Raw genomic sequence first — 21,489 nt, 5'->3', positions numbered from 1 at the left:
CTCCTTTCTATTAGTTAACAGAATGTAGAGATATTAAGCGATACCATAGAATTGTTTGTCCTGCTTCCCAAGAAATCTTTTCAGGCACGGCTTGTCCGATTGGTTCTTTATCAAATTTCCAAAGTGTCATCGTCTCTTGAAGCGGATAGAGGTGATAACCATCCAACTTCAACTCAAATGTATTGCTAGCAATGTCAACTCGCGTCTCTTTACCATAAGTTACAATGTTCGTATGCATTTCAAATTTCATAACATCATCTCCTTTTATCTTTTCTTTTATAGTAAATGCTAAAGTCGTAATTTACAAGATAACCCAAGGTCCATATATGTACGAGTAGGAAAAATAATATTCTTTCCAAAGCAGATAATGTGTAGCTACATCGCACTTCATCGCTATTATGATAAAATTTTCATAAATATATATAAGGATAAATAGTTTTTTAACATAGAAACAGCAAGAAAATCACAGGTCCAGAACGCTTCTCTACGTATGTATCTTCTTACTTGACACATGTCTCTTAAGCTCTGACCGCAACCTGAAATTTCCCGTTCCTCTTTCTTACTCGAAAACAGAATGTCGGTTTTTCTAGTTATACTTATATAGATGAAACATGTGGATAGGAGAGAAATACGTACGATGCTGGGGACAGCTCTTGAGCAGTTGTCTATAATATCTTATACTTGTTGTTCAAACGTGTGGTATGGTAACATACACATAGTTGGTATTCAGAAATAAGGAGAGAAAATACATGATTCCAATTAGCACTGAAGAACAATTTCGTGAAGTGATTGGCGGAGAGCAACCTGTAGTTGTAAAATTTTATACAACATGGTGTCCAGACTGTGTGCGCATGGACAATTTCATTGGTGATGTGATGAAGGAATTCAATAAATTCGAATGGTATGACATCAACAAAGACGAATTTCCAGAAATTGCAGAAGAATATCAAGTCATGGGGATTCCAAGTTTACTTATTTTCCAAAACGGACAAAAATTAGGCCATCTACATAGTGCGAACGCTAAAACGGAAGCGCAAGTAACAGAATTTTTAGAAGCATACTGATTTTATTTTTCGAAAAAGCCTTGCCCATGAGCAAGGCTTTTTTACACTTATGGACATACTACTAAGTAGTCTACATGATTAAACTCGTTAGAAATATGTTTTTGTATACGTACAACAATCTTACCTTATGTTCAAAAAGCTATCTCAAAACAAAAATGTTTGTATAGACCCACTCAATATTGATTTGATAAGCTATAGAAAGTGTTTAAGAGTGGAGTGATATGGATGGATACCCTTTCTAGAAAAGCCCAATATGGTGCACTTATTAGCATCGGTGCTTACATATTTTTATCATTAACGAAGATTGGATTTAGCTTTTTAACCTCATCAAGTGCTTTACGTGCGGATGGGTTAAACAATTTAACTGACATTGGTGCTTCTTTAGCGGTTTATATCGGCCTGCGTATTTCCAAAAAGCCCCGTGATCCAGATCATCCGTACGGTCATTCGCGTGCAGAGCAAATCGCTTCTTTGGTTGCTTCATTTATTATGATAAGCGTAGGGCTACAAGTTATTTTTCAGGCAGCCAAATCATTTTTTACAGAACGAACAACTGCACCAGATCCCATTGCAGCAGGTATTTCCTTATGTTCTGCACTATTTATGTATATGATTTATAGATACAATCACAAACTTGCACATGAAACAAAAAGTAAATCTCTTGAAGCAGCAGCGAAAGATAATCTTTCGGATGCACTCGTTAGTATAGCAACAAGTGCTGGTATTGTTGCTTCGCAATTCGGTATGCCAATTATTGATCCTATTTTTGCGGTAGTTGTGGGGGGGGTAATTTGTAAAACAGCATGGGAAATTTTTTCGGAAACTTCACATATGCTAACGGATGGTATTGATCCTAATCATATGAAAGAATTCAAAAAAACAGTTCAGTCCGTCGAAGGTGTTGTTTCAGTTGTAGATATAAGAGCCAGAATGTACGGTAACGATACGTTTGTGGATGTTACAATTCAAGTCGACAGCAGGATGAAAGTTTGGGAAAGCCATTGCATTGCGGATTCTGTAGAAGAGAGACTGTTTCATACACACGGTGTGGCAAATTCCCATGTGCATATTGAACCAAGCGATACATTAGTACATTAAAAAATCCCCTGCTACGGGGATTTTTTAATGTACTACAAAAGTCTATTTCCACAAAGGATTGGTAAATCTTTTACTGTGTAAATCGTTGATGAAATAAAACACATAATAATAACCAAGCAATCCCTGCTGCACTTCCTGCTATAATATCGGTTGGATAATGAACCCCAAGATACACACGACTAATACTAATGGAAAGAATCATCAGCGTAGTGAACATGAGCAATATCATTTTCTGCCACAAGCGCAATTGATGCTCTGTTATAATGAGATATGCTATAAATCCTAAAAAAGCTGCGGCATTCATAGCGTGGCCACTTGGAAAACTATACCCCGTCGCAGTTGTTAAGGTATGAATATCAGGTCTTGGTCTTTGATACCATAATTTGAGCAATTGATTGAGGTAACGAGATCCCCATAAGTTTAATAGCAATAAGTATATATTGAGAAACTTTTTTCGCATAGCAAAGTAAACAGACACAATACATAACAAAGGCACATACATACGAATAGATCCTACATAAGTCATACATTGAAAGAAATAAATGCCTAATCTTGTACGAAAGTGTTGAATATACGAGCTAATCACTGCATCAAACGTACCCATTTTTGCATAGGACAGCGAAAGTAGTATGAATAGAGTGAGACAAACAATAAGAATAATTATGATACTTAATTTATTCATTTCTGCACCTCAAAATAACAAAATGGAGAGGAATTATAGTTTTCCTCTCCATTTCCATTATTATGCGCAGAAATGCTTTTCTTTTTCTAAGATTGTGTCTACTTTTGCTGCTTCGATTCCAACACTTGCTAAAAACTTTTGCAACATGTTTCTCGCTCCTTCAGCATGGATTGAATCTGATTACATAGCTCGTCTATTTCTTCATAAGGCTGTTCTATCTGTAGCATTCTTTTTATGATATGCTTACCCTCTTTTGTTAGTATCAACTCTTCAAACCAAGGACGTTCTTCTTTCATTGTAGGCTTATATCCTGCATACAGTAAAAACAATAGAAAATGACCGAGTGCATAAAAGTCGCTTCGATAGTGCACTTCTCGCATAAGTTTTTTCTCATCAGTAAATGCTTCAGCCCGCTCATCTTGTTCTCCTATATAACGAGCCAAGCCAAAATCAATAATATGAACTTGCCCTGCGTGCCACAATAAATTGGGTGTTCGTAAATCGCGATGAACAATTCCTAAACGATGAAAGTAAGCTACCGTTTGTAGAATAGAAAGCAAAATAGTAAATGCTTCATGCTCTGTGAATGTTTGTCCATGTTTAAAAATTAAATCTTCAAACGTAACACCTTGCACATAATCCATCGTAAAAAACAACTGTTTCCCCTGTGAAAAAGCTGCGTGTTTCTTCGGTATCAGCGGATGTTTAAGACGCTCTAATATACTTTGCTCGTACTGAAAAGATTTTCTTCCTGATGCAGTGCGACGCTTGCTGGTTCTTAATTGTTTAATAACAATTTCTTCTTGTGTTTGTAAAGATACAGCAAGGTACGTAAAGCCATAGCTGCCCATACCAAGCGTGTGCTTAATTTGATAATTATTCACAATAGATCCTTGGCGAAGCGGCCTATCAAACCAAGCAAATAAATAGTTCCAATTAATCATTAACTGCTGAAGAAGCTGGATAAGAAGCTACTTTTATGCTTTTTCTTATAATATCCATGACCATGATGGCGATGTACATGACGATCGCTGCTGGAATAACGTTTATAGCTAGGGCGACGATGATAATCACTGCTGGAATAACGTTTATGACTATGACCTAGTAATGCTTTTAAGATTTTTTTTAACACTTCTTTCACCTCTTTTTGAAAGATTCAGTTTTATTATACCAAGAATTTAAATAACATAATGTTACATTTTTATAACTAATTACACGGTATATTAATTGTTTCCATGCTCTACGATAATGAGATATAGACTAATAACTTGCCAAGTAAGTAAAGACGACGAGTTGCCTCGCCGTCACTCTTCTATCATTCCTCTTCAAAAATCTCATCGATCATGCATTTTTCTAAGAGATAGTCGAATGTGATGTCCGCTAACTCTTCCATTTCTTCAAGTGCAGGCACATACCCGCGCTGGACTAGCTGCTTGTAAAAAAACTCCGCAATCTCTTCTGTATCAATGACCACTTCGATTTCTTTCACATTCATCACCCCTTTATTTCTGTTTTATGAGAAAAAGCAAAAATTATGAACACTTATCCTATACATTTTTCTTATCTTTTTTTCTATACGCAGGTCTATGCTACATTGCATATTCATATGTATATAGTACAAGTTGTATCAAGGGGGATTTATATATGAAAAACGTAAAATATATGCAGACAGAAGAAAAGCCGCTTTTGACTAGTTTCGAAAGCGAGCAGTTCGACACTATAATGGACAAGCTGATTTCTATCTTACTTTTATTCTTAACAATCGTGGGCATACCTTACACTGTGTATTTATTACTAGAGCTCATCTTAATTTATTTGTAAGATTTCATGCAATCCGTTACTACTTCTTTTCTGATAACTTTGTTAAGTAATGCATCACTAAATTCATTACTATCATGTACTCTTCATCTTTAAATGTTTCGTACAATTCTCGATAATCATTATAAATATCAAGTAGTCCATCAATAATTTCTTGGCGGTTTGTCTTTGCACCACTTCGTTTTGAATCATTCATAGACTTTAACTTTTCTAAATCCAGTTTATTTATCCCTGTTTTATCGTTTTTTAACTTTTTCAAAATTGAGTTTGCAGTTTGTGCATTTGCAAGTAAGGTTAAATCAGATTCATCCGCTTCTAACCATTCACCATCAGTAATACGTGATAATTCATAAATAGTATCTTCCCAAGCGTCATTTTTATATCTCCATACCTCAGTACGATAGCCGACAACACGAAACACATCTTTTTCATAGCCGGTTACCTGTACAAGATCTCCAAAGGTAAACTTGTAGTTAAGTTCAATCCATTCTTTTTCCACATTACGTCCCTCGTAATCTGTAATTAATTGCAATGTATTTTCTACATAAAGACCATCGTGATTATTTACTTCATATACATAAACACCATCTAGAATTTTTGTGTTTGTAATCTTTCCAACTGTTCCGTATAGCGTAATCACGACTATATCACCAACATTATATTTCGGTTGTTTTTTTCTGGTCATGTTGTTCCCTCCTTTGTAAGTCGTGATTGAAAAATGGCACTTTGACGATATCAGTATATGCCGTAGAAAAGAAAACGCTTATTAGAGACGCGCCTGTTGTAAAAAGAATTTGCAACCAAAAAAGACCTTTATATAAAGGTCTTTTTTGGTTGCGTATTTTTTACCTATACAGCTTGCAGATAATATTCCCAGGCGCTGTCAAATACAGACATATTAGGAAGTATTCCACTTAACTCCAAGTAAGAGCTGATTTCTTCATAATCATTAGATTGCTTCGGAAAGCTATGGTCTTCATATATGATTTGTGCCAAATCACTTAAATCGTCGCGTTGAAATGTATCCCGATATTTCATCATGTAGTGATAAAAAGACTTTGTCATACTTCTATATCCCCTTTTTATAGCGTTAACTTTTTTGTAGTTATTACTTATCCCTACAATATAAGGAGATGTTATATATTTTGCAACATATTTATTTTTTTATTATGGTGCGTGAAATTTAAAACCACAATAAAAGAACGCCGGACAAGACAGCGTCTCACTTTTAGCCTTGTGTAAAGTCAAAATAATTCCGCTTTAATAACCGCGGTTTTGCAATAAGTTCTTCATATGTTAACAACTTTTCCAACTGCTTTGTATTGATTAGAAACAACTGGTCTTCAATATTTTTCACAATCTCCGTTGTTTGATACTCCATGCCGCACTCACCACAGCATATACACGGCGTATCGATAATGCCAATCGTTTTTGTACCATCTGGTAATTCCCAAAACACTGTATTGCTACTCGCTTTTACATGTGTTGAACCACACCATTCACACATTAACATGTTTAAACCTCCTTATCAACACCTTCATGTAACTTCTTCAATTGAGATTGAAACTTCTTTTCCTTCAGCTCATCACGTTTTTCACGTTTGTTTTTCAAAGAAACGTGCTCAGGATTGCTTTCATATTGCTTACGACGATTAATGCGCTGTAGTTCTTCCGGCACCATGTTTTGTTTAATATCGTTCATCAAGCCGGACACACCAATATTCGATTTCTTAGTAGAATAACTCGGATAAACTGTACTAAAATAGTCTTCTGCACGACCTGCTATATAGTTTTCAGGCTCAGGATATGTGGTAATTACGCCTTCAAAATTACGAAGTACTACTTTATCCGGACTTTGAGAAAGCAGATAATTGGGCTGTAGGGTAATTTTCCCACCGCCACCCGGTGCATCGACAACAAATTGTGGATTTGCATAACCCGATGTGTGACCGCGCAACCCCTCAATGATTTCTAAGCCTTTTGAAACTGGTGCTCGAAAATGGCTGATTCCTTCAGACAAATCACATTGATAAATATAGTAAGGTCGGACACGAATTTTTACTAAATCATGCATCAATTTCTTCATAATTGGCACGCTATCGTTAATGCCCGCTAAAATAACAGCTTGGTTCCCCAACGGAACACCTGCGTCTGCTAACATTTCACAAGCCTTTTTTGATTCTTCAGTAATTTCAATGGAAGTGTTGAAATGTGTGTTAAGCCAGATTGGATGATATCTTCTTAAAATAGTGCACAAATTCTCAGTAATACGCTGCGGAAACACGACTGGTGCTCTTGTGCCAATTCGAATAATTTCCACATGAGGAATAGCACGTAAATGTTTTAAAATATATTCTAAAATATTATCATTAATTAACAATCCGTCTCCTCCTGAAATCAGTACATCTCGTACTTCAGGTGTACGAGCAATATAAGATATGGCATCATCAAGCTGTTTTTTGGGTACACCCATACCAATTTGCCCACTGAAACGCCGGCGTGTACAATAGCGACAATACATAGAGCATTGGTTTGTAACTAAAAACAATACACGATCTGGATATCGATGTGTTAAACCCGGCGTTGGCGAATCTTCATCCTCATGAAGCGGATCTTCTTGATCATATTTTGTTTTGTACAGTTCCTTTGAAACAGGTACAGATTGCATGCGAACCGGACAGCGAGGGTCATCTGGATTCATGAGCCAGGCATAATAAGGTGTTATATTTAGAGGAATGGTTTTCGTAGAAATTTTAACACCTTCTTCTTCATCTGGTGTAAGGTGTATCACTTTCTTTAAATCTTCTACTGTTTTAATTGTGTTGGTAAGTTGCCAAATCCAATCGTTCCATTGTGCTTCTGTTACATCTTTCCATAACTCAATATCTTTCCAACGCCTGTTCGGCTTATATAAATCATAATGCATACCATTCTCCTCCTTTGACTTTCATCTATACATAAGCAAAAGTTATGCCACTTGCTCTTTCGCAATTCTCTAAACATCTGCCTACTTCTTTTATATGAACGAGCGCAACAGTCGGTGAAACAGAGACAACATAAAAAGAACTGCTGACTTTTCAGCAGTTCTTTTTCACTTCTTTCGTTTCGTGCCCATGCTTTGGCAGCTTGCTTCACTCGCGTACGAACTGTATAAACATCTTCCATAAGTACCCTACTCATTTATCATGAGTTCTTTGTTTGTCTGTACATAGTATGCACACCATCTCGTTTTCTTTCCACTATACTACAAAACAGCAGCTTCTCTAATTGGTGTTTCTATTTTCTTTACAATATCACGCGCAATCCATACACCGCACGCACTTGCTTGCGCCAACCCACGTGTAACCCCTGCACCGTCACCGCCTAAATACAGGCCGCCGATTTCTGATTCAAAATACTCATTTAGCTTCGGACGCGCTGAATAAAATTTTGCTTCTACACCATAAAATAAAGTATGCTCTGATGCGATACCAGGCGTCACTTTATCTAGAGCTTCTGTCATCTCAATCAAACTTTTCATTGTGTTATATGGCAAAACAAGCCCTAGATCCCCTGGTACTGCCTCTTTTAACGTTGGCTCAAGGAATCCTTCTCGAATTCGTTTTTCAGTTGAACGTCTTCCTTTTAAGATATCACCGTACTTTTGTACAATCACACCGCCCATGGAAATGCGGTTTGCCAATCTTGACACCTCATGTGCATATTCATTCGGTTGATCAAATGGCTCTGAGAATTGATGTGATACAAGCAAAGCAAAGTTCGTATTCTCACTTCCTAATGTTGGATCTTTATACGCATGTCCGTTTGCCGTCATAATGCCAGAGTGATTTTCCACTACAACGTGTCCGGAAGGATTGCTGCAAAATGTACGTACCCTTGTTCCAACAGATGTATTAAACACAAATTTCCCCTCATACAAATGCTTATTGATTTCTTCCATAACCACGTTTGATGTTTCAACACGAACACCAATATCCACTTGATTCGTACTCATTTTTAAACGGCGCTTTTTCATCACTTTCGTTAACCAAGCAGATCCGTCACGTCCCGGTACAATCACTACCTTTTGTGCCGAAATTTCTGTGCCATCTTTCAATAATATCCCACGAACCGCAAGTGTATTCTCAATCTTTTCCGTAATAAGCTCTTCTACTTCCGTTTTGAATTGCATATCAATTTTCGTCTTTAAGTATTCAAATATACTTTGCAAAATCTCTAGGTTTTGCTCTGTTCCTAAATGACGAACTTGAGCGCGTAGCAGCTTTAGGCCAGCAGCATATCCTCTCCGTTCAATATCACGTACTTCTTCCGTTAATGGGTCGGTAATAGACGTTGTAGCCCCGTGTGCTAAATTAATTTCATCCACATAGCGAATAAGCTCCATAACAGTTGAAGGTGATAGATAATCTGTCATCCATCCGCCAAACTCGCTCGTAATATTAAATTTTCCGTCCGAGTATGCACCTGCTCCTCCAAACCCATTTGTAATAGAACAAGCCGGTAAACAGCCTGCAAATTCTTTTTTACCTGCTGCTGGCGGACATTTCGTAATCTTCTTTTGTAAAATAGGACAATTTCTGCGATAAATATCATGTCCTTTATCAATTAACAGTATGTTAGCTTGTGGTATTTTCAATGTAAGTTCATAACAAGTGAAAATCCCGGCAGGACCTGCTCCTACAACAATCACATCATAATCTCGTTTCATTTACGTATCCCCCAGTTCACTTATCTTTCATACTTTCATGTAGTTCTTTCAAAAAAGTCTTTTTTAAAATTACCATACTTGTATTTAAAAGTCAATAAATTAACGAATTATAAAAATAAAAAAACAAAAAATGTTCGTATTAATTTTATAAAATCTCGTTCTTTATAGTTTTTAATCACTCTATAATCTATAAAAAACGAAAAATACCGATCACTGTAGTGTGATCGGTTTAAAAAGAAACAGCGCCCTTTCAAATTACCTCAGTGATACCATGCTGCTCCGATAATTACTAATAAAATAAATAATACAATCAATAAAGCAAAGCCATAGCCGCCGCCGTAACCACAACCGGCTCCATAACCTCCATAACCCCACATAGTTTTCACTCCTTACATACAAAAGTTCTTACATCTACAAGGTATGTCGTACAGCTATACATGCGTTTGTGCATTTGCCCATATCATGAAAAAATCCCTCAATAAATTGAGGGATTTTTTTCATATACACCTATCATCTTCTTACCGTATACCCTAATCATAGTTTTTATTCGTTAATAATTCCAGCTCTTTCCGCATATACATACAACGGAATTATATCAAAGCAAAGGATGTGATATATTTTTATGTATCGTTCTGCTACTCCTGCAAAAGTACGCATTTTACACGCATTTCCCAAATCCCCTATTTATGATATAAACGTAAATTACCAGCCTGTAATGCAAAAAATTGCCTTTAAACAATGTAGCGAGTTCATTTCCTTACCGCCAGGGCAATATCGATTTGATGTAATGGAAGGTGTAAAAACAGCCCTTTCTGCTATCGTTCCTATACACAATGGCATGAGTTATTTACTTATTATTACAGGAAAAAGTACCCCGCGCATTCTTCAGTATACAGAAGATACTTTTTTACCATTTGGTCAAGCTAAAATTCGTTTAGGACATCTTTCTTCTGATGCTCCCCCCGTTGATTTATTTCTTAAGACCGGTGAGCCGTTATTTTCAAATGTGGCATTTACAGAATTGACTGCATACTTACAAGTAAGTCCAGGTATCGCAGATTTTGAAGTTCGTGCATTAGACAGTGAAAAAGTGTTGTTAACATCACCACGTTTGCACATTGAAGCAAACCGAGTTTACACTTTTTATATAGTTGATTTCTTATCTAAATTGGAACTTTTATATGTAACGAATTAAAGTTGCGTTATCATTATGAGCTTGTTACGCTAGGATTTGCTTGCTTTTGAAATGTCATGCAGAATCGTGTCCATTCAGGTGAAGATTCACATGAAATATGACCATCATGCTTTTCGACAATTTGCTTACAAACAAACAAGCCAATACCTGTTCCCAGTTTTTTTGTCGTCACAAACGGTTCAAATATGGTTTCGATTTTATCAACTGGTATCATAGGGCCGTTATTTTTAATAATGATGTGAATATCTTGCTCATCTTCAAATGTATCAATTATAATTTGACGATTTTTCACGTGTGCCTCTAAAGCATCAATAGAATTTAATAAAATGTTTAAAAGCACTTGGCGCACTTCGCTTCTATATCCATATAAATCTATTGGATAAAACATATTTTTTTCAATGGATACATTTGAGTTTACTAAACTAGGGTATAGAAAATGAATAATCTCATGAAATAGCTCATTTAAGCTAAACATCTCTTTTTCATTCCACATTTCTTTTCGGGATACGAGTAAAAATTGCGAAATGCGAAAGTTTAGCTGATCAAGTTCATGAGAAATAATATCAAGATACGGTAACATTGGATTATCTGCTCGAAGCAACTTTACAAATCCCATGATTGAGGTCAAGGGATTGCGAAATTCATGAACAAAGCTCGCTGACATTTGTCCTAAAATAGTAAGTCGCTCTTTATGTGTTTCATCAATAAATTGCTGTTTTTCTTCTAACGTTTTTGTGATGATTTCAGAATACTTGAGTACTGTATGATAAATCATCGCATCAAAACAGTGATGAACCTTTGTGATAAGTGGTTTGAGCTCACTTGCTTTAACATCTAGTCCATACATGGCCTCAAACAACTCGTTTCTCCCAACATTTACATTATATACAAACTCACCAATGTTTACATCTGCTTGCGCACGTTCCGATGCAATCTTATGACAAATTGGTTGAATATCTTCAATAACCGTTTCACCTTTTAACAGTGAAATAATAAACTGAAATAGTTTCTCTCCATTTTCTATAATCTCTTTTTGAAATGGATCATGTTTTGAGACAATGATTTTACTTTGCCATGTCGCCACAAATCTTTTACTATTCTCTATCAAATATGTACAAAATTGCTGTTCAATTTGGCTAATAATGTTAAAAACCTCCCGTTCCTCCACTAAATCTTGCCGGGTATCTATATGTTGTATCGTAGCACAAGAAGATACATTCGCCCACAATTTATTGTAAATTATTCTTTTACATCTTTCGAAGACGACATCTATATTTCCTGCTTTTTAGACAAAAATTTTTAATTTGGATGTGCACCGACATTTTGACATAAATTATATAGAGAAGGAGGACTGTTATGAACAAAAAACTAGATGATTACTTACAAGAAGGGATATATGGTGCGAAAGAGCAACACCCTGAAGAGCGTCGCTTGTTTTTAGGGACTTTGCGAGAAAGAGTTGAACTTGCATTGACAAAAGGACAAGTTATAAGACAAACACCTTATGAAATTAACATGGCTTTGCAGAAAAACGTAAAAATGCTGCTGAACGGCGATGTTGCATACTCTTATTTATCACCGTATATTAAATTTGCAAACGAAAAAAACATTTCATTTACAATTGTTCAGAATGAAAAAGGAAATTCTCCATTTGGTCTCGTCCTTACACATGACCAAGCAGTCGATACAACGGATATTTACATACGCGATGAAATTTTCCATGCAGAAATACCCACCACTCTTCAATAAATTTATGTAGCAATTTGACAAATTCCTGAGAGAGTCTCAGGAATTTTCACTTTCTTTGACGATTCCTCACTTCTTTTGTCACACTTGCAGGTAATTATATTCTCAACGAGAAATCGTATTCTAATCAGAATATAGGAGGGATTAAAATGGAATATAAAACTCCCATGATCGCTCGAAAATTAGGTGTTAGTCCAAAAGTTATAATGCGGATTGTCAGTCAACTACAGATGGACGTTGAAAAAAATAAATTTGGTCATTATATATTCAACGAAGCAGATGTAAATCGAATTATAGATTATTATACAAAAGAAGTTGCCAATACTGAAGTAGCCGCTACAGTTGCCCATGAAGCTACATTTAAACCTGCTCAAGTTCTTATGGAACCAACTACAATAATGCCTGTCATGCAAGATGAACGCTCCCTAAAAGAAAAGATATCCAACGCAGAACTTGCCTTACGCTTAGATCGTATGGAAGAAAAACTAGACACCAAGGCTGATGAAGTGGTAGCTTATCAACTTTTGCAGCATCGCAATGAAATTGAAGAACTTCGATTACAAATTCAATTGTTGCAGGTTCACTTACAAAAATTAGAGGTGACAAAACCACTTGCTCCCGTTCGAGAAATTACAGCGAAAAAAAAGCGACGTCGTATGATTTTGAGCATTTTTGGACTTTAACATGCTTGCCGAAAAAATTCCCCTTCTTCAATTTTGTGAAGGGTAAAACCAAGAATAAGGAGGGGATGAATTTCGGTTAGGCGATAGCCTAAAGGCTTTTTATTTATACCTCTCTCTGTTCAGTCGTATAATGAAATATAGAAGTGAAAAAAGTGAAACTAGATATAAATAATCATTCAGTATTCAAACTGAATTACCACCTTATTATAGAATTATGCAAGTTCTCAGCTATGTTCTAATTGTGGCTATAAAAACAAAGATGTGAAAAACCTAAACCTTCGTGAGTGGAATTGCCCTTCTTGTAACAGCCATCACGACAGGGATGTAAACGCAAGCATCAGCTTGCTAAAACCATGTAATTGGTATCTTTCGTAGGGACAGGGACTGTCCTTATAGCTTCGTAAATATAGATAGCTAGTAAAAGTATCTGGTTTCCAAGAAGCCCCCACTTCAAACGACACGTAAGGGTGTTAAGTGGGGGAGTTCACCAAGTTTTTTATTTTTATACATTACATGAAATTTCAAGACTTACTGCACCCATTCCGTAATAATGCGCGTTAATTCTTTTTGTCCCATAAGATGTTCTACCTCTTTTTTGATATACGGATAAAACTGCAAAAAGATACCGCACCCAGCCTCAATTTTTTTTGCGTGCATTTGGCTACCTGGATATACACAAATCACTTCATGAATTGCTCTTCTATGAAATACATTTCGTCCATCTTGCTGTTCAACATATTTAATGGACCAATACTTATACATCTGTTCTGTGGCTTTCGTATTCCCTATTGGTTGAAAGATATTATACATAGGGCTATATTTAACCTCAATAATGATAGATGACTGATACATCCAAACCTCATTCTGCTTGCGAAAATAATCAATTCGTACATCCGGTTTTTTTGTGTCTTCCCCATTATAAAAGTTACTCCCTTTGCTGAGCGCAATCAGGTGATGTGTCTCAATCAATTCATTAAAAACGATGCGGAGGCGAATGTCTTCTTTCTCTGTTACAACTGCGGTTCCATCCTGTAAACCGTCTAAGTAAAAATAAGATTTTATTTGTTCAGACACAGATGGCATTGCTATAAACCCCATATCCTCTAAGGTAGTAACAACAGCAAAAAAGACATAATACTCATAAATTAAAAACGTCGGTTTATAAACAAATAAATATATAGGTTCATCATATACTTCTTCTCTTGTTTTCCAAAGCTTACGCATAAAATGACAAAACTCTCGATATGCAGGAGCCATAGGCGGTTTGGCATCACTTATCTTTATTTCATTCCAAAAACTTGCGTGCAACCTTCCTCGCATGTCACACATAAGTCTGTTTATGAGACTGTATAACACTTTATACTCCTGCAATTTGACAGATACTTTCCGTAAGTCTGTCTCTTTTAACAGTTGTATATTCTTATACTTTTGTTTATCACGCTCTGTTACAGATCCATTTTTCTCAATGTTTTGTACAATATTTTGAACAGCATGTTTTTCTTGTTTGCCACTTTGTTCAATGACTTGTAATTTCTGAATATTATTAGCAAGGAATTCATTCAGTTCTTCTAATAAGCCTAAAAACGCCACAGATTGCACTTTTACATATTGTAAATCCGTTCTCTGTTTTGCCTCTATCAGACGTCTATTCCAGTATTTATCCTTCCCTTTAGCTGCATATAGCGCATTTTTTCGTACAGTCGCGCTGATGGGTTTTCGATAACACCTTTCCTGATGCAATATATATTTATACCCTACGTCTCTCTCGATCTTCTTATACATCCGTGTGATTTGTGCCACCCGTTGAGAAAGCCAGCGAATTGTCTTTAATTGGGAATGCTCCTCTAGGTCTTGAAACACAGAAAATGTTTTTTTATAGTAACCGCGATCTGCAATCAAACTACCCATTATGGATTTAACTTTGTTTTGAATTAAAGTTAATTGCTCATCATAAAAATTTTTAGGGCAAATACGAAAGGCACCGTAATATACGTTTTGATTGTAGATGACTTCAAAGTGATATATTCCGCATCGCCATGGATATACGTAATCCGTTTTACCATGTTCATAAAGCAGTATGATAGGTTGTTTTTTCGTTAATATATGGCGATTCTCTCGTTCTTTTTTTCCTTCGTAGATTTTGTTCCATAAAAAAGTCACTGCGACACTTCCGAAAAGTTGCAAGCGTAATGGCTTTAACTCTGGTACATCGTATACGCACATATGAATCTGGCTAGGTGAGGAACATAAACGTGACAATGACACCTTTTCTCCTTTGTCCGTCGATCCAATAATCAGTTGAACCAAAAAAGGCAAATTCTCCCCATCCATTACTTCTGTATATGGTTCATTTAACATATCCATACAGCTCCAGCTCTTTAGCCTTTTTATTCATATAGGCAATACTGTGCTCGAAATTAGACACTTGTTGTGCCAATGGAGATCGCAGGATATGTTGTAGCGCGCTATCTTTTTTTATGTCGAGTAAATGACCAATTGCAGTATCAATACCTCGTATTTTCGTTAATACACGCTGCTTGATTTGCAAATCAAAAGCTTCTTCTCTTGTAATGAGCGTTAATTGATTTTCATCCTTTGGAATATTGTACAAATAGAATGATATGCCTGCTACACAGCGAAACGAGATTCCCTTTGTTGGATCATTGGCATGTAAAGCATCGTGTAAGGCATCTAATAATTCAAGTTCTGCTTCTGTAAAAACAGATAATACATCCCTAGTGTGTGTCCATTTCTCACGAAAATCAGATGTGGAAACATGAATTTCTGCTGGCTTTTTCGCACTCTTCATATGAAGAGATTCCCGAAATGATAGTTTTTCGAGTTGTATGATGTTGACTCTGTCCAACAAGCGGTCAGATAAATCTTTTGCGGTTTCATCAAAATTAACTGTACCAACAAAAATAAGATTGGAACCTAAGGCAATTGTAGGTGGAATGTCCCGTTCTATACCATCAGGCTCATATAGAGTGAGTATACGCTGTGAAGCTTCTAGCTCAAGCAAAGATAAAAACGATGTGAACCAATGTTCAATATGTGACATATTCATTTCATCAAATACAATCATATATAGTTGCCCAGGGTTTTTAGCAGCTGCAAGAAGTGTTCGTACTACTCCTGTTTCACTCGCTACATACATACCATCTGGATGCAAATAGCCTAGTATATCTTGAGGGTCTTGAAATGCTGGTGAACAAGGAACCCATAAAAGCTCCGCACCATAGCGCAACCCTAAGGCGGACGCATATGCTCCAACTAATTGTGATTTACCTATACCTGACATACCGCCCATAATTGTAATAGGGGAACTTTTTATACATACATGAATATTGTAAAAATCAGTTTCTTCAAAAAATAATCTTCTATTGTAAGCAATTTGTTTAAACGTTCGTAAAAACATGCGTTCCTTCTCTGGAGTAACAGGGGTACGCACTTTTTCTTCTACACTGTTGACTATCAGTTCACTTCCATGTTCTTCTATTTTTTTTATGAGATGATCATAGGTACTTTGTGTGACAAAACATAATTGCTCTTCAACCAAAATACCTTTCCAATCGTAAATATCATCTATTTCTACATACTTTACTTGTCTTTTCTTTTCTACATATAAAAATGGACTAAACGTAGCGTTTATACTTAGATTTCCATATAAACGTCCTCCATGTAAAAGCAATTTAGGAGTAGGTAAATCGCTGGGATACCGTCCTAGTAAAAACGAGATGTAACCGTTTGTTAACTTACGTTCAAAGACTTCCCGTTCTTGCCCTTTTTGGAGCTGAGGAATCGGAATCATTTGATATGGTTCATCTGTTGTATAAGGTTCTATTCGAACTGTTTCTGCATAAAAAGTACGATGTGTGTACTTTAATCTAAAAAATAAAAGTACTTCTCTACCTTGCTCATTTAACAACTTTTGATTTCCTTTATACGTATATAACCCCTTAAACACAGGCTCTTTTTCTTCAGCTACGCTTGTCATCACATTCGGAACGGGTGATAAGCATCTTGTCAGAAAATAATTTTCGTTTTTATGCTCATACGTACCGACAAAAATCATGCGCTGTAGTCGCTTGATAGTATGCGAGTCAAGAGCTTGCCGTAATTTCATTTGTCTCTCTCCCCCTCTGTTAAGCTTTTATCATTATATGAAGAAGACAAACTCGATAGAAATAAAAAGAGGCTGCGACAAAAGGTTTTTAGCCAAAGAAAAATCCGAACTATTAGTCGGAATTCTCTACACAGAATTCGATTGAGTTCGGATTTTTCCTTTATGAGTGTTCGTTATTCTCTATTCTTTCGGCTTTAGAGTTACATGATGCCGTTATGTCCCGGCCTCAGGCTAGGTTCTTTTTGGTTTCTTTTTCATGCTGCATAGCATTTCGTGCAATTCGCATTTTAGTAATTGTATATCGTAATGTATCCTGTACATTCGCATCTTGATCTAATTGAATTTTTGTTAATGCATCAACCGTATTGGCTAAATGCTCTACCGAATCTCTTAAGTAAGAACTGCGATTAAACAGTGATTCTTGCAACAATGTCTCTATAATCTCTCGGGCCAGCTCTTGAATGCGTTGTAATTGCTCTTTTTCATTCATTGTTTACACGCCCCCTTATGTATCTGTTCTTGTACCTATGTAAAATAGTATTCGCCTCACATATACGAAATTCCTGTTACATACTGATTTTCCCTGCTATTAACATGAAAACACAGATACCGGCACACAATAAGATACTTAACATAATCAATCGTTCCCATTTGGTAAATATATTGATTTTGCTGTTTACAAGCTATGATATATACCAAAATTCCTATACCGTATACAATCGATACAAGCAATAAAATAATAATAAATAAAAATTGTGCAACACCACTAGATATCTATAACGCTGCATACATATTACACCTCCGCGTGCGGAGGTGTAATATAGAACGTTATTTGAGCTACTGATCAAATAACCATGTTTTTAAAATTGCAATGTATTCGCGCACATACGACTTAGGTTTCGCTTTCCACGGTGTAGGTGCTGCGAGGCTTTCAGTCTCCATACCAAGGCGCTTAGCTATCAACTTGGCACGATACATATGAAAATCATTTGATACAAGTACAACCTTATTTACTGAAAATTTATCCATTGTATACTTAATATTCTCATACGTACTTGTAGCACGATCTTCTACTAAGATCCGTTCTTGTGACACGCCTTTCTCAAGTAAATAACGTTCCATCGCCACACCTTCCGCTATTGTTTCATTATGCCCTTGTCCTCCTGAAACAATGACTTTAGTGTTTGTGTTCCTATATAAATATGTAAGCGCCTTGTCCATTCTCGCTTTTAAAGCAAGCGATAGACGATCATCGTAGACTCTTGCTCCCAATATTAATATATATTCTGCATTTTGTTTTGGCTTTTGCTTCGCTGCAGATACCATTAAAGATGTTGCTATGATAAAGTATATCAAAATCATTATGATACATATTTGTAATAAACGCTTCATCGTCTCTCCTTATGCAATGGCTTGTGCTATAATGAAATATTATTTTTTACTACATACAACGCTGCTTGTGTTCGATCTTCTAAATTAAGTTTCATAAGAATGTTTGAAACATGTGTTTTTACAGTTTGCTCTGTAATATGTAATACAGCACCAATTTCTTTATTGCTTTTCCCACATGCCAACTCGCGAAGCACTTCCTTTTCTCTACGTGTGAGCTTTACTACGTCCTGCTGAGCAGTATGCTGCCAAATCACTGGCGATACTTTTTGATGCAATGATATTGTACCTTCGTATACTGCTTGAATGGCAGCAACTAATTGTGTTGGTTCTACATCTTTTAACTGATAGCCATCTGCTCCCGCTTGCAAGGCAGGACGTACATATTCCTGTTCAGAAAAGCTGGTCAATATTAGAATTTTTATGGTATAATCCCATTCCTTTATTTTCTTTGTTGCTTCAATCCCATCCATAACAGGCATTGCTAAATCCATAAGTATAACATCAGGTCTCTCTTTTTGAACCATCTCATATGCTTCTTTTCCGTTGTTTGCTTGGTGGATAAAAGAAATCCCTGGTTGGCTTTCTAAAAAGAATACTAATCCTTTTCGAACAATTGGATGGTCATCTACAATTAATACTCTCATGCTATGTCCTCCCATGGAATGGTGACAGTGATTGTGGTACCATTGTTGTCTTGAATTTGAAATGTTCCCTTCATTAATTCCGCTCTTTCTTTCATGCTCTTTAGCCCAAAGCCATCCTTCTCTGTACGAGTACTTTCAAATCCAACTCCATCATCTTGTATCACCATTTTGATTTCTCCTTTAGAACGATGTAAGGAAAGGAGAATTATTACTTTGTTACACTTTGCATACTTTTTACAATTATTTAATGCTTCTTGTCCAATACGCCAAAGTGCCTCTTCAATTTCACTTGGCAACGTCAGTACGAAAGAAACACGACAATCAACTTCCAGTCCTAATATTTCACCATAGCGCGTCAATGCCGTAGCAATTCCCTCTTCTAGCCCTTCAGGACGCAATTGCCATATCAAAGTATGCATTTCTTGCAGGGCAGCTGTTGAAAGTTCACTGATATGAGCAAGCATTTCTCCAAATTCTGTATCCTTAGTTCGATTTTGCATCCCTTTAGCTGTTAAGGAAATTGTAAACAATAACTGTTTAACAGAGTCATGCAAATCACGTGCCAAGCGATTTCGTTCAGAAATAATATCATACTTGCGCTCTTGTTCAACAAGTTTCATACGCTTAATCGTTGTTCCGATTTGCAACGCTATTGCTTCAAGCAATGCTAATTCCTCATTTGTAAATGTTTGCTTTCCAGCTGCAGCTACGTTCAGAACACCTAACCTCTCTTCACCAGCACGTAGTGGGACACTTGCATGATGTGTAATTCCACCTGTTCCGTTCCATTCTAAGTCCAATGCTTCTTCAATTCGTTTACATTCAATAATGTTTGTAGCCTTTTGCAGACGACCTGAAACAAAACGCTCTGTACACCAACATGCTCCTGTACACATCAGCCTTTTTTGTTCATGTTGTAATGCGGCCGGTAAGTTTACATCGGCAATTAATTCATGTTTGCCGGTCTCATTTACAAATAAAATCCAACCGGTTTCTAACTTCATTACTTCAAGAAGACGGTGCAATACATTCTCTAGCATCTCATTCATTTCAGTTGCTTCATTTAAATGTTCGGCTATCTCTTTAAGTGCTTGTAGTCGATGTATGTCCATAGTTCTCTCCTTTGTTATATGTCGCATGAGGTAGTATTTATTAACGTTTCATGAGAAACAAGAGAAAACGACGTTTTTCCCTTTCTTCTCTTTCTAAACTATACTTTTTCGACATATTGTGATAATACTCCTTTTAGCTCTTTCTTTCTATCCAGTTCATAAGAATAAATGTGTATGACTTTAGGCAATCTAATGGCAACAAAGCTGTTAGGAGGCATTCATGGAACATAATGTAAAGTTGTCATCCGCAGAAACTTCCCAAATATGGTCCTCTTACATGAATGATAGTGCTGTTATATGTATGCTGCGATCACTTTTGGTACATGCAGAAGATAAGGAAATTCATGCTGTTTTAGAATATGCTCTAGAAATTTCACAGCAACACATCAAAAAGCTAACTACTTTTTTTCAAGAAGCTGACTACCCGTTGCCTCATGGATTTACAGAAGCTGAAGATTTAAACTTAGATGCACCCAAACTATTTTCTGATACATACTGCATTAATTTTATTTCACAGCTTGGTAAAACGGGCTTAAACGCATATGGCATGGCAGTTTCATTGGCAACCAAAGATGATATTTTCAACTACTTTCAAGCATGTCTAATGGAGTCTGTTGAACTAATAAAGCGTGCTAATACTATTATGCTTCATAAGGGCCTATACGTGAGACCTCCATTTTTACCTATCCCGGCAACAATTGATTTTGTAAAAAAACAAAAATTTTTAACGGGATTTTTAGGAGAAAAGCGATCTTTAACCGCTTTAGAAATTACGCACCTTTATGCAAACATCCAACGCAATGCATTAGGTGTGGCAACTATGATAGCCTTTAGTCAAGCTGCAGAAGCAGAAGGTGTTAGACATTTGATGGTTCGTGGAAAAGAAATTGCCTCTAAACATATTGATATTTTCACTACTTTGATGAGAAAAGATGATGTACCAGCTCCGATGCGATGGGATACAGAAGTATCCGCTTCCACAGTAGCCCCGTTTTCTGATAAACTAATGACATTTCAAACTACAGCATTAATTTCATTGGGAATGGGCTATTACGGAGCAAGTATTGCATCAAGTCCAAGAAGGGATATAGCGGTTATGTACACACGGTTGATGACTGAAATCGGGAGTTTTGCAGAAGATGGAGCGAATTTGATGATTAAACACGGATGGGTAGAAGAACCCCCTATGTCACCTAACCGTGACGAACTCGCAAAAGGCTAG

General features: G+C 36.4%; 24 protein-coding genes and 1 pseudogene. 8 read left to right on the top strand and 17 right to left on the bottom strand.

Annotation, left to right across the window (positions count from 1 at the left end):
- Positions 1–10: 10 nt before the first annotated feature.
- Positions 11–250: a DUF2584 family protein gene (locus tag EEJ45_RS10035; RefSeq protein ID WP_124564666.1), complete on the bottom strand. Its 240-nt coding sequence runs from the start codon at positions 248–250 to the stop codon at positions 11–13.
- A gap of 499 nt (positions 251–749) precedes the next feature.
- Between EEJ45_RS10035 and EEJ45_RS10030 the strand changes: the two genes are divergently transcribed.
- Positions 750–1,064 (top strand): thioredoxin family protein, encoded by a 315-nt coding sequence (locus EEJ45_RS10030; RefSeq protein WP_124564665.1) that lies wholly within the window; start codon positions 750–752, stop codon positions 1,062–1,064.
- Between the two features lie 225 nt (positions 1,065–1,289).
- On the top strand, positions 1,290–2,162 hold the full coding sequence (locus tag EEJ45_RS10025) for a cation diffusion facilitator family transporter (RefSeq protein ID WP_124564664.1): 873 nt from the start codon (positions 1,290–1,292) through the stop codon (positions 2,160–2,162).
- A gap of 70 nt (positions 2,163–2,232) precedes the next feature.
- Here EEJ45_RS10025 and EEJ45_RS10020 read toward each other — a convergent pair whose 3' ends face one another.
- From EEJ45_RS10020 to EEJ45_RS10000, 3 genes are all read right to left on the bottom strand, one after another.
- Positions 2,233–2,844, bottom strand: a complete 612-nt coding sequence (locus EEJ45_RS10020) for a phosphatase PAP2 family protein (protein WP_124564663.1) — start codon at positions 2,842–2,844, stop codon at positions 2,233–2,235.
- A 128-nt stretch (positions 2,845–2,972) separates the two neighbouring features.
- A complete protein-coding gene (locus EEJ45_RS10010) occupies positions 2,973–3,785 on the bottom strand; it encodes a serine/threonine protein kinase (RefSeq protein WP_124564694.1) in 813 nt (270 codons plus the stop codon).
- 374 nt (positions 3,786–4,159) lie between these two features.
- Positions 4,160–4,333: a YozD family protein gene (locus EEJ45_RS10000; protein ID WP_124564661.1), complete on the bottom strand. Its 174-nt coding sequence runs from the start codon at positions 4,331–4,333 to the stop codon at positions 4,160–4,162.
- 155 nt (positions 4,334–4,488) lie between these two features.
- Here EEJ45_RS10000 and EEJ45_RS09995 point away from each other — a divergent pair, with 155 nt between their 5' ends.
- A complete protein-coding gene (locus tag EEJ45_RS09995) occupies positions 4,489–4,665 on the top strand; it encodes a DUF3930 family protein (protein WP_245999872.1) in 177 nt (58 codons plus the stop codon).
- Positions 4,666–4,684: 19 nt separating this feature from the next.
- Here the strand turns inward: EEJ45_RS09995 and EEJ45_RS09990 are convergent, their stop codons facing one another.
- The 6 genes from EEJ45_RS09990 to EEJ45_RS09965 all read right to left on the bottom strand — a co-directional run bounded on the left by EEJ45_RS09990 (position 4,685) and on the right by EEJ45_RS09965 (position 9,746).
- On the bottom strand, positions 4,685–5,347 hold the full coding sequence (locus EEJ45_RS09990) for a hypothetical protein (protein WP_124564660.1): 663 nt from the start codon (positions 5,345–5,347) through the stop codon (positions 4,685–4,687).
- 164 nt (positions 5,348–5,511) lie between these two features.
- On the bottom strand, positions 5,512–5,727 hold the full coding sequence (locus tag EEJ45_RS09985; protein ID WP_124564659.1) for a YozE family protein: 216 nt from the start codon (positions 5,725–5,727) through the stop codon (positions 5,512–5,514).
- 163 nt (positions 5,728–5,890) lie between these two features.
- Positions 5,891–6,175, bottom strand: a complete 285-nt coding sequence (locus tag EEJ45_RS09980) for a YokU family protein (RefSeq protein ID WP_124564658.1) — start codon at positions 6,173–6,175, stop codon at positions 5,891–5,893.
- Positions 6,176–6,177: 2 nt separating this feature from the next.
- Positions 6,178–7,587, bottom strand: a complete 1,410-nt coding sequence (kamA, locus tag EEJ45_RS09975) for a lysine 2,3-aminomutase (RefSeq protein ID WP_124564657.1) — start codon at positions 7,585–7,587, stop codon at positions 6,178–6,180.
- 318 nt (positions 7,588–7,905) lie between these two features.
- On the bottom strand, positions 7,906–9,369 hold the full coding sequence (locus EEJ45_RS09970; RefSeq protein WP_124564656.1) for an NAD(P)/FAD-dependent oxidoreductase: 1,464 nt from the start codon (positions 9,367–9,369) through the stop codon (positions 7,906–7,908).
- A gap of 260 nt (positions 9,370–9,629) precedes the next feature.
- Positions 9,630–9,746 (bottom strand): YjcZ family sporulation protein, encoded by a 117-nt coding sequence (locus EEJ45_RS09965; RefSeq protein WP_124564655.1) that lies wholly within the window; start codon positions 9,744–9,746, stop codon positions 9,630–9,632.
- Positions 9,747–9,991: 245 nt separating this feature from the next.
- Between EEJ45_RS09965 and EEJ45_RS09960 the strand changes: the two genes are divergently transcribed.
- Positions 9,992–10,564: a DUF4397 domain-containing protein gene (locus EEJ45_RS09960; RefSeq protein ID WP_124564654.1), complete on the top strand. Its 573-nt coding sequence runs from the start codon at positions 9,992–9,994 to the stop codon at positions 10,562–10,564.
- Between the two features lie 13 nt (positions 10,565–10,577).
- Here the strand turns inward: EEJ45_RS09960 and EEJ45_RS09955 are convergent, their stop codons facing one another.
- Complete coding sequence (locus EEJ45_RS09955) at positions 10,578–11,732, bottom strand: histidine kinase N-terminal domain-containing protein (RefSeq protein WP_124564653.1); 1,155 nt, start codon at positions 11,730–11,732, stop codon at positions 10,578–10,580.
- Positions 11,733–11,920: 188 nt separating this feature from the next.
- Between EEJ45_RS09955 and EEJ45_RS09950 the strand changes: the two genes are divergently transcribed.
- The 3 genes and pseudogenes from EEJ45_RS09950 to EEJ45_RS09940 form a co-directional block, all read left to right on the top strand.
- Positions 11,921–12,313, top strand: a complete 393-nt coding sequence (locus EEJ45_RS09950) for a YueI family protein (RefSeq protein WP_124564652.1) — start codon at positions 11,921–11,923, stop codon at positions 12,311–12,313.
- Positions 12,314–12,459: 146 nt separating this feature from the next.
- On the top strand, positions 12,460–12,993 hold the full coding sequence (locus EEJ45_RS09945) for a chromosome segregation protein (protein WP_124564651.1): 534 nt from the start codon (positions 12,460–12,462) through the stop codon (positions 12,991–12,993).
- Positions 12,994–13,206: 213 nt separating this feature from the next.
- Positions 13,207–13,368: pseudogene (locus EEJ45_RS09940) on the top strand (zinc ribbon domain-containing protein); the annotation flags it as partial.
- Positions 13,369–13,521: 153 nt separating this feature from the next.
- Here EEJ45_RS09940 and EEJ45_RS09935 read toward each other — a convergent pair.
- The 6 genes from EEJ45_RS09935 to EEJ45_RS09910 form a co-directional block, all read right to left on the bottom strand.
- A complete protein-coding gene (locus EEJ45_RS09935) occupies positions 13,522–15,351 on the bottom strand; it encodes a hypothetical protein (RefSeq protein ID WP_124564650.1) in 1,830 nt (609 codons plus the stop codon).
- Entirely contained in the window at positions 15,341–17,119 is a 1,779-nt protein-coding gene (locus EEJ45_RS09930; protein ID WP_124564649.1) for an AAA family ATPase, read from the bottom strand. The genes EEJ45_RS09935 and EEJ45_RS09930 overlap by 11 nt, the downstream gene beginning before the upstream one ends.
- A 226-nt stretch (positions 17,120–17,345) precedes the next feature.
- Entirely contained in the window at positions 17,346–17,609 is a 264-nt protein-coding gene (locus EEJ45_RS09925; protein ID WP_124564648.1) for a LemA domain protein, read from the bottom strand.
- Positions 17,610–17,956: 347 nt separating this feature from the next.
- Positions 17,957–18,511: a YdcF family protein gene (locus EEJ45_RS09920; protein WP_245999871.1), complete on the bottom strand. Its 555-nt coding sequence runs from the start codon at positions 18,509–18,511 to the stop codon at positions 17,957–17,959.
- 26 nt (positions 18,512–18,537) lie between these two features.
- Positions 18,538–19,155: a response regulator gene (locus EEJ45_RS09915; protein ID WP_164464245.1), complete on the bottom strand. Its 618-nt coding sequence runs from the start codon at positions 19,153–19,155 to the stop codon at positions 18,538–18,540.
- Positions 19,152–20,294, bottom strand: coding sequence for a GAF domain-containing sensor histidine kinase (locus EEJ45_RS09910; RefSeq protein ID WP_124564646.1), 1,143 nt, complete (start codon positions 20,292–20,294; stop codon positions 19,152–19,154). Before EEJ45_RS09910 ends, EEJ45_RS09915 begins: the two co-directional genes overlap by 4 nt.
- A gap of 193 nt (positions 20,295–20,487) precedes the next feature.
- On the opposite strand from EEJ45_RS09910, the gene EEJ45_RS09905 reads away from it, so the two are divergent.
- A complete protein-coding gene (locus tag EEJ45_RS09905) occupies positions 20,488–21,489 on the top strand; it encodes a DUF3231 family protein (protein WP_124564645.1) in 1,002 nt (333 codons plus the stop codon).

Origin of the sequence: Ectobacillus antri (genome assembly GCF_003852715.1) — a bacterium.
Taxonomy (GTDB): Bacteria; Bacillota; Bacilli; order Bacillales; family Bacillaceae_G; genus Ectobacillus; species Ectobacillus antri.
The sequence above is the reverse complement of the archived record's forward strand: the minus strand, read 5'-3'. Positions and strand labels throughout refer to the sequence as shown.

Excerpts from the sequence above, each read along its gene's own strand:
- EEJ45_RS10035 (WP_124564666.1), bottom strand. The coding sequence starts at position 250 with ATGAAATTTGAAATGCATACGAACATTGTAACTTATGGTAAAGAGACG.
- EEJ45_RS10030 (WP_124564665.1), top strand. The coding sequence starts at position 750 with ATGATTCCAATTAGCACTGAAGAACAATTTCGTGAAGTGATTGGCGGA.
- EEJ45_RS10025 (WP_124564664.1), top strand. The coding sequence starts at position 1,290 with ATGGATACCCTTTCTAGAAAAGCCCAATATGGTGCACTTATTAGCATC.
- EEJ45_RS10020 (WP_124564663.1), bottom strand. The coding sequence starts at position 2,844 with ATGAATAAATTAAGTATCATAATTATTCTTATTGTTTGTCTCACTCTA.
- EEJ45_RS09995 (WP_245999872.1), top strand. The coding sequence starts at position 4,489 with ATGAAAAACGTAAAATATATGCAGACAGAAGAAAAGCCGCTTTTGACT.
- EEJ45_RS09990 (WP_124564660.1), bottom strand. The coding sequence starts at position 5,347 with ATGACCAGAAAAAAACAACCGAAATATAATGTTGGTGATATAGTCGTG.
- EEJ45_RS09985 (WP_124564659.1), bottom strand. The coding sequence starts at position 5,727 with ATGACAAAGTCTTTTTATCACTACATGATGAAATATCGGGATACATTT.
- EEJ45_RS09980 (WP_124564658.1), bottom strand. The coding sequence starts at position 6,175 with ATGTTAATGTGTGAATGGTGTGGTTCAACACATGTAAAAGCGAGTAGC.
- kamA (WP_124564657.1), bottom strand. The coding sequence starts at position 7,587 with ATGCATTATGATTTATATAAGCCGAACAGGCGTTGGAAAGATATTGAG.
- EEJ45_RS09970 (WP_124564656.1), bottom strand. The coding sequence starts at position 9,369 with ATGAAACGAGATTATGATGTGATTGTTGTAGGAGCAGGTCCTGCCGGG.
- EEJ45_RS09965 (WP_124564655.1), bottom strand. The coding sequence starts at position 9,746 with ATGTGGGGTTATGGAGGTTATGGAGCCGGTTGTGGTTACGGCGGCGGC.
- EEJ45_RS09960 (WP_124564654.1), top strand. The coding sequence starts at position 9,992 with ATGTATCGTTCTGCTACTCCTGCAAAAGTACGCATTTTACACGCATTT.
- EEJ45_RS09950 (WP_124564652.1), top strand. The coding sequence starts at position 11,921 with ATGAACAAAAAACTAGATGATTACTTACAAGAAGGGATATATGGTGCG.
- EEJ45_RS09945 (WP_124564651.1), top strand. The coding sequence starts at position 12,460 with ATGGAATATAAAACTCCCATGATCGCTCGAAAATTAGGTGTTAGTCCA.
- EEJ45_RS09935 (WP_124564650.1), bottom strand. The coding sequence starts at position 15,351 with ATGTTAAATGAACCATATACAGAAGTAATGGATGGGGAGAATTTGCCT.
- EEJ45_RS09930 (WP_124564649.1), bottom strand. The coding sequence starts at position 17,119 with ATGAAATTACGGCAAGCTCTTGACTCGCATACTATCAAGCGACTACAG.
- EEJ45_RS09925 (WP_124564648.1), bottom strand. The coding sequence starts at position 17,609 with ATGAATGAAAAAGAGCAATTACAACGCATTCAAGAGCTGGCCCGAGAG.
- EEJ45_RS09920 (WP_245999871.1), bottom strand. The coding sequence starts at position 18,511 with ATGAAGCGTTTATTACAAATATGTATCATAATGATTTTGATATACTTT.
- EEJ45_RS09915 (WP_164464245.1), bottom strand. The coding sequence starts at position 19,155 with ATGAGAGTATTAATTGTAGATGACCATCCAATTGTTCGAAAAGGATTA.
- EEJ45_RS09910 (WP_124564646.1), bottom strand. The coding sequence starts at position 20,294 with ATGCGACATATAACAAAGGAGAGAACTATGGACATACATCGACTACAA.
- EEJ45_RS09905 (WP_124564645.1), top strand. The coding sequence starts at position 20,488 with ATGGAACATAATGTAAAGTTGTCATCCGCAGAAACTTCCCAAATATGG.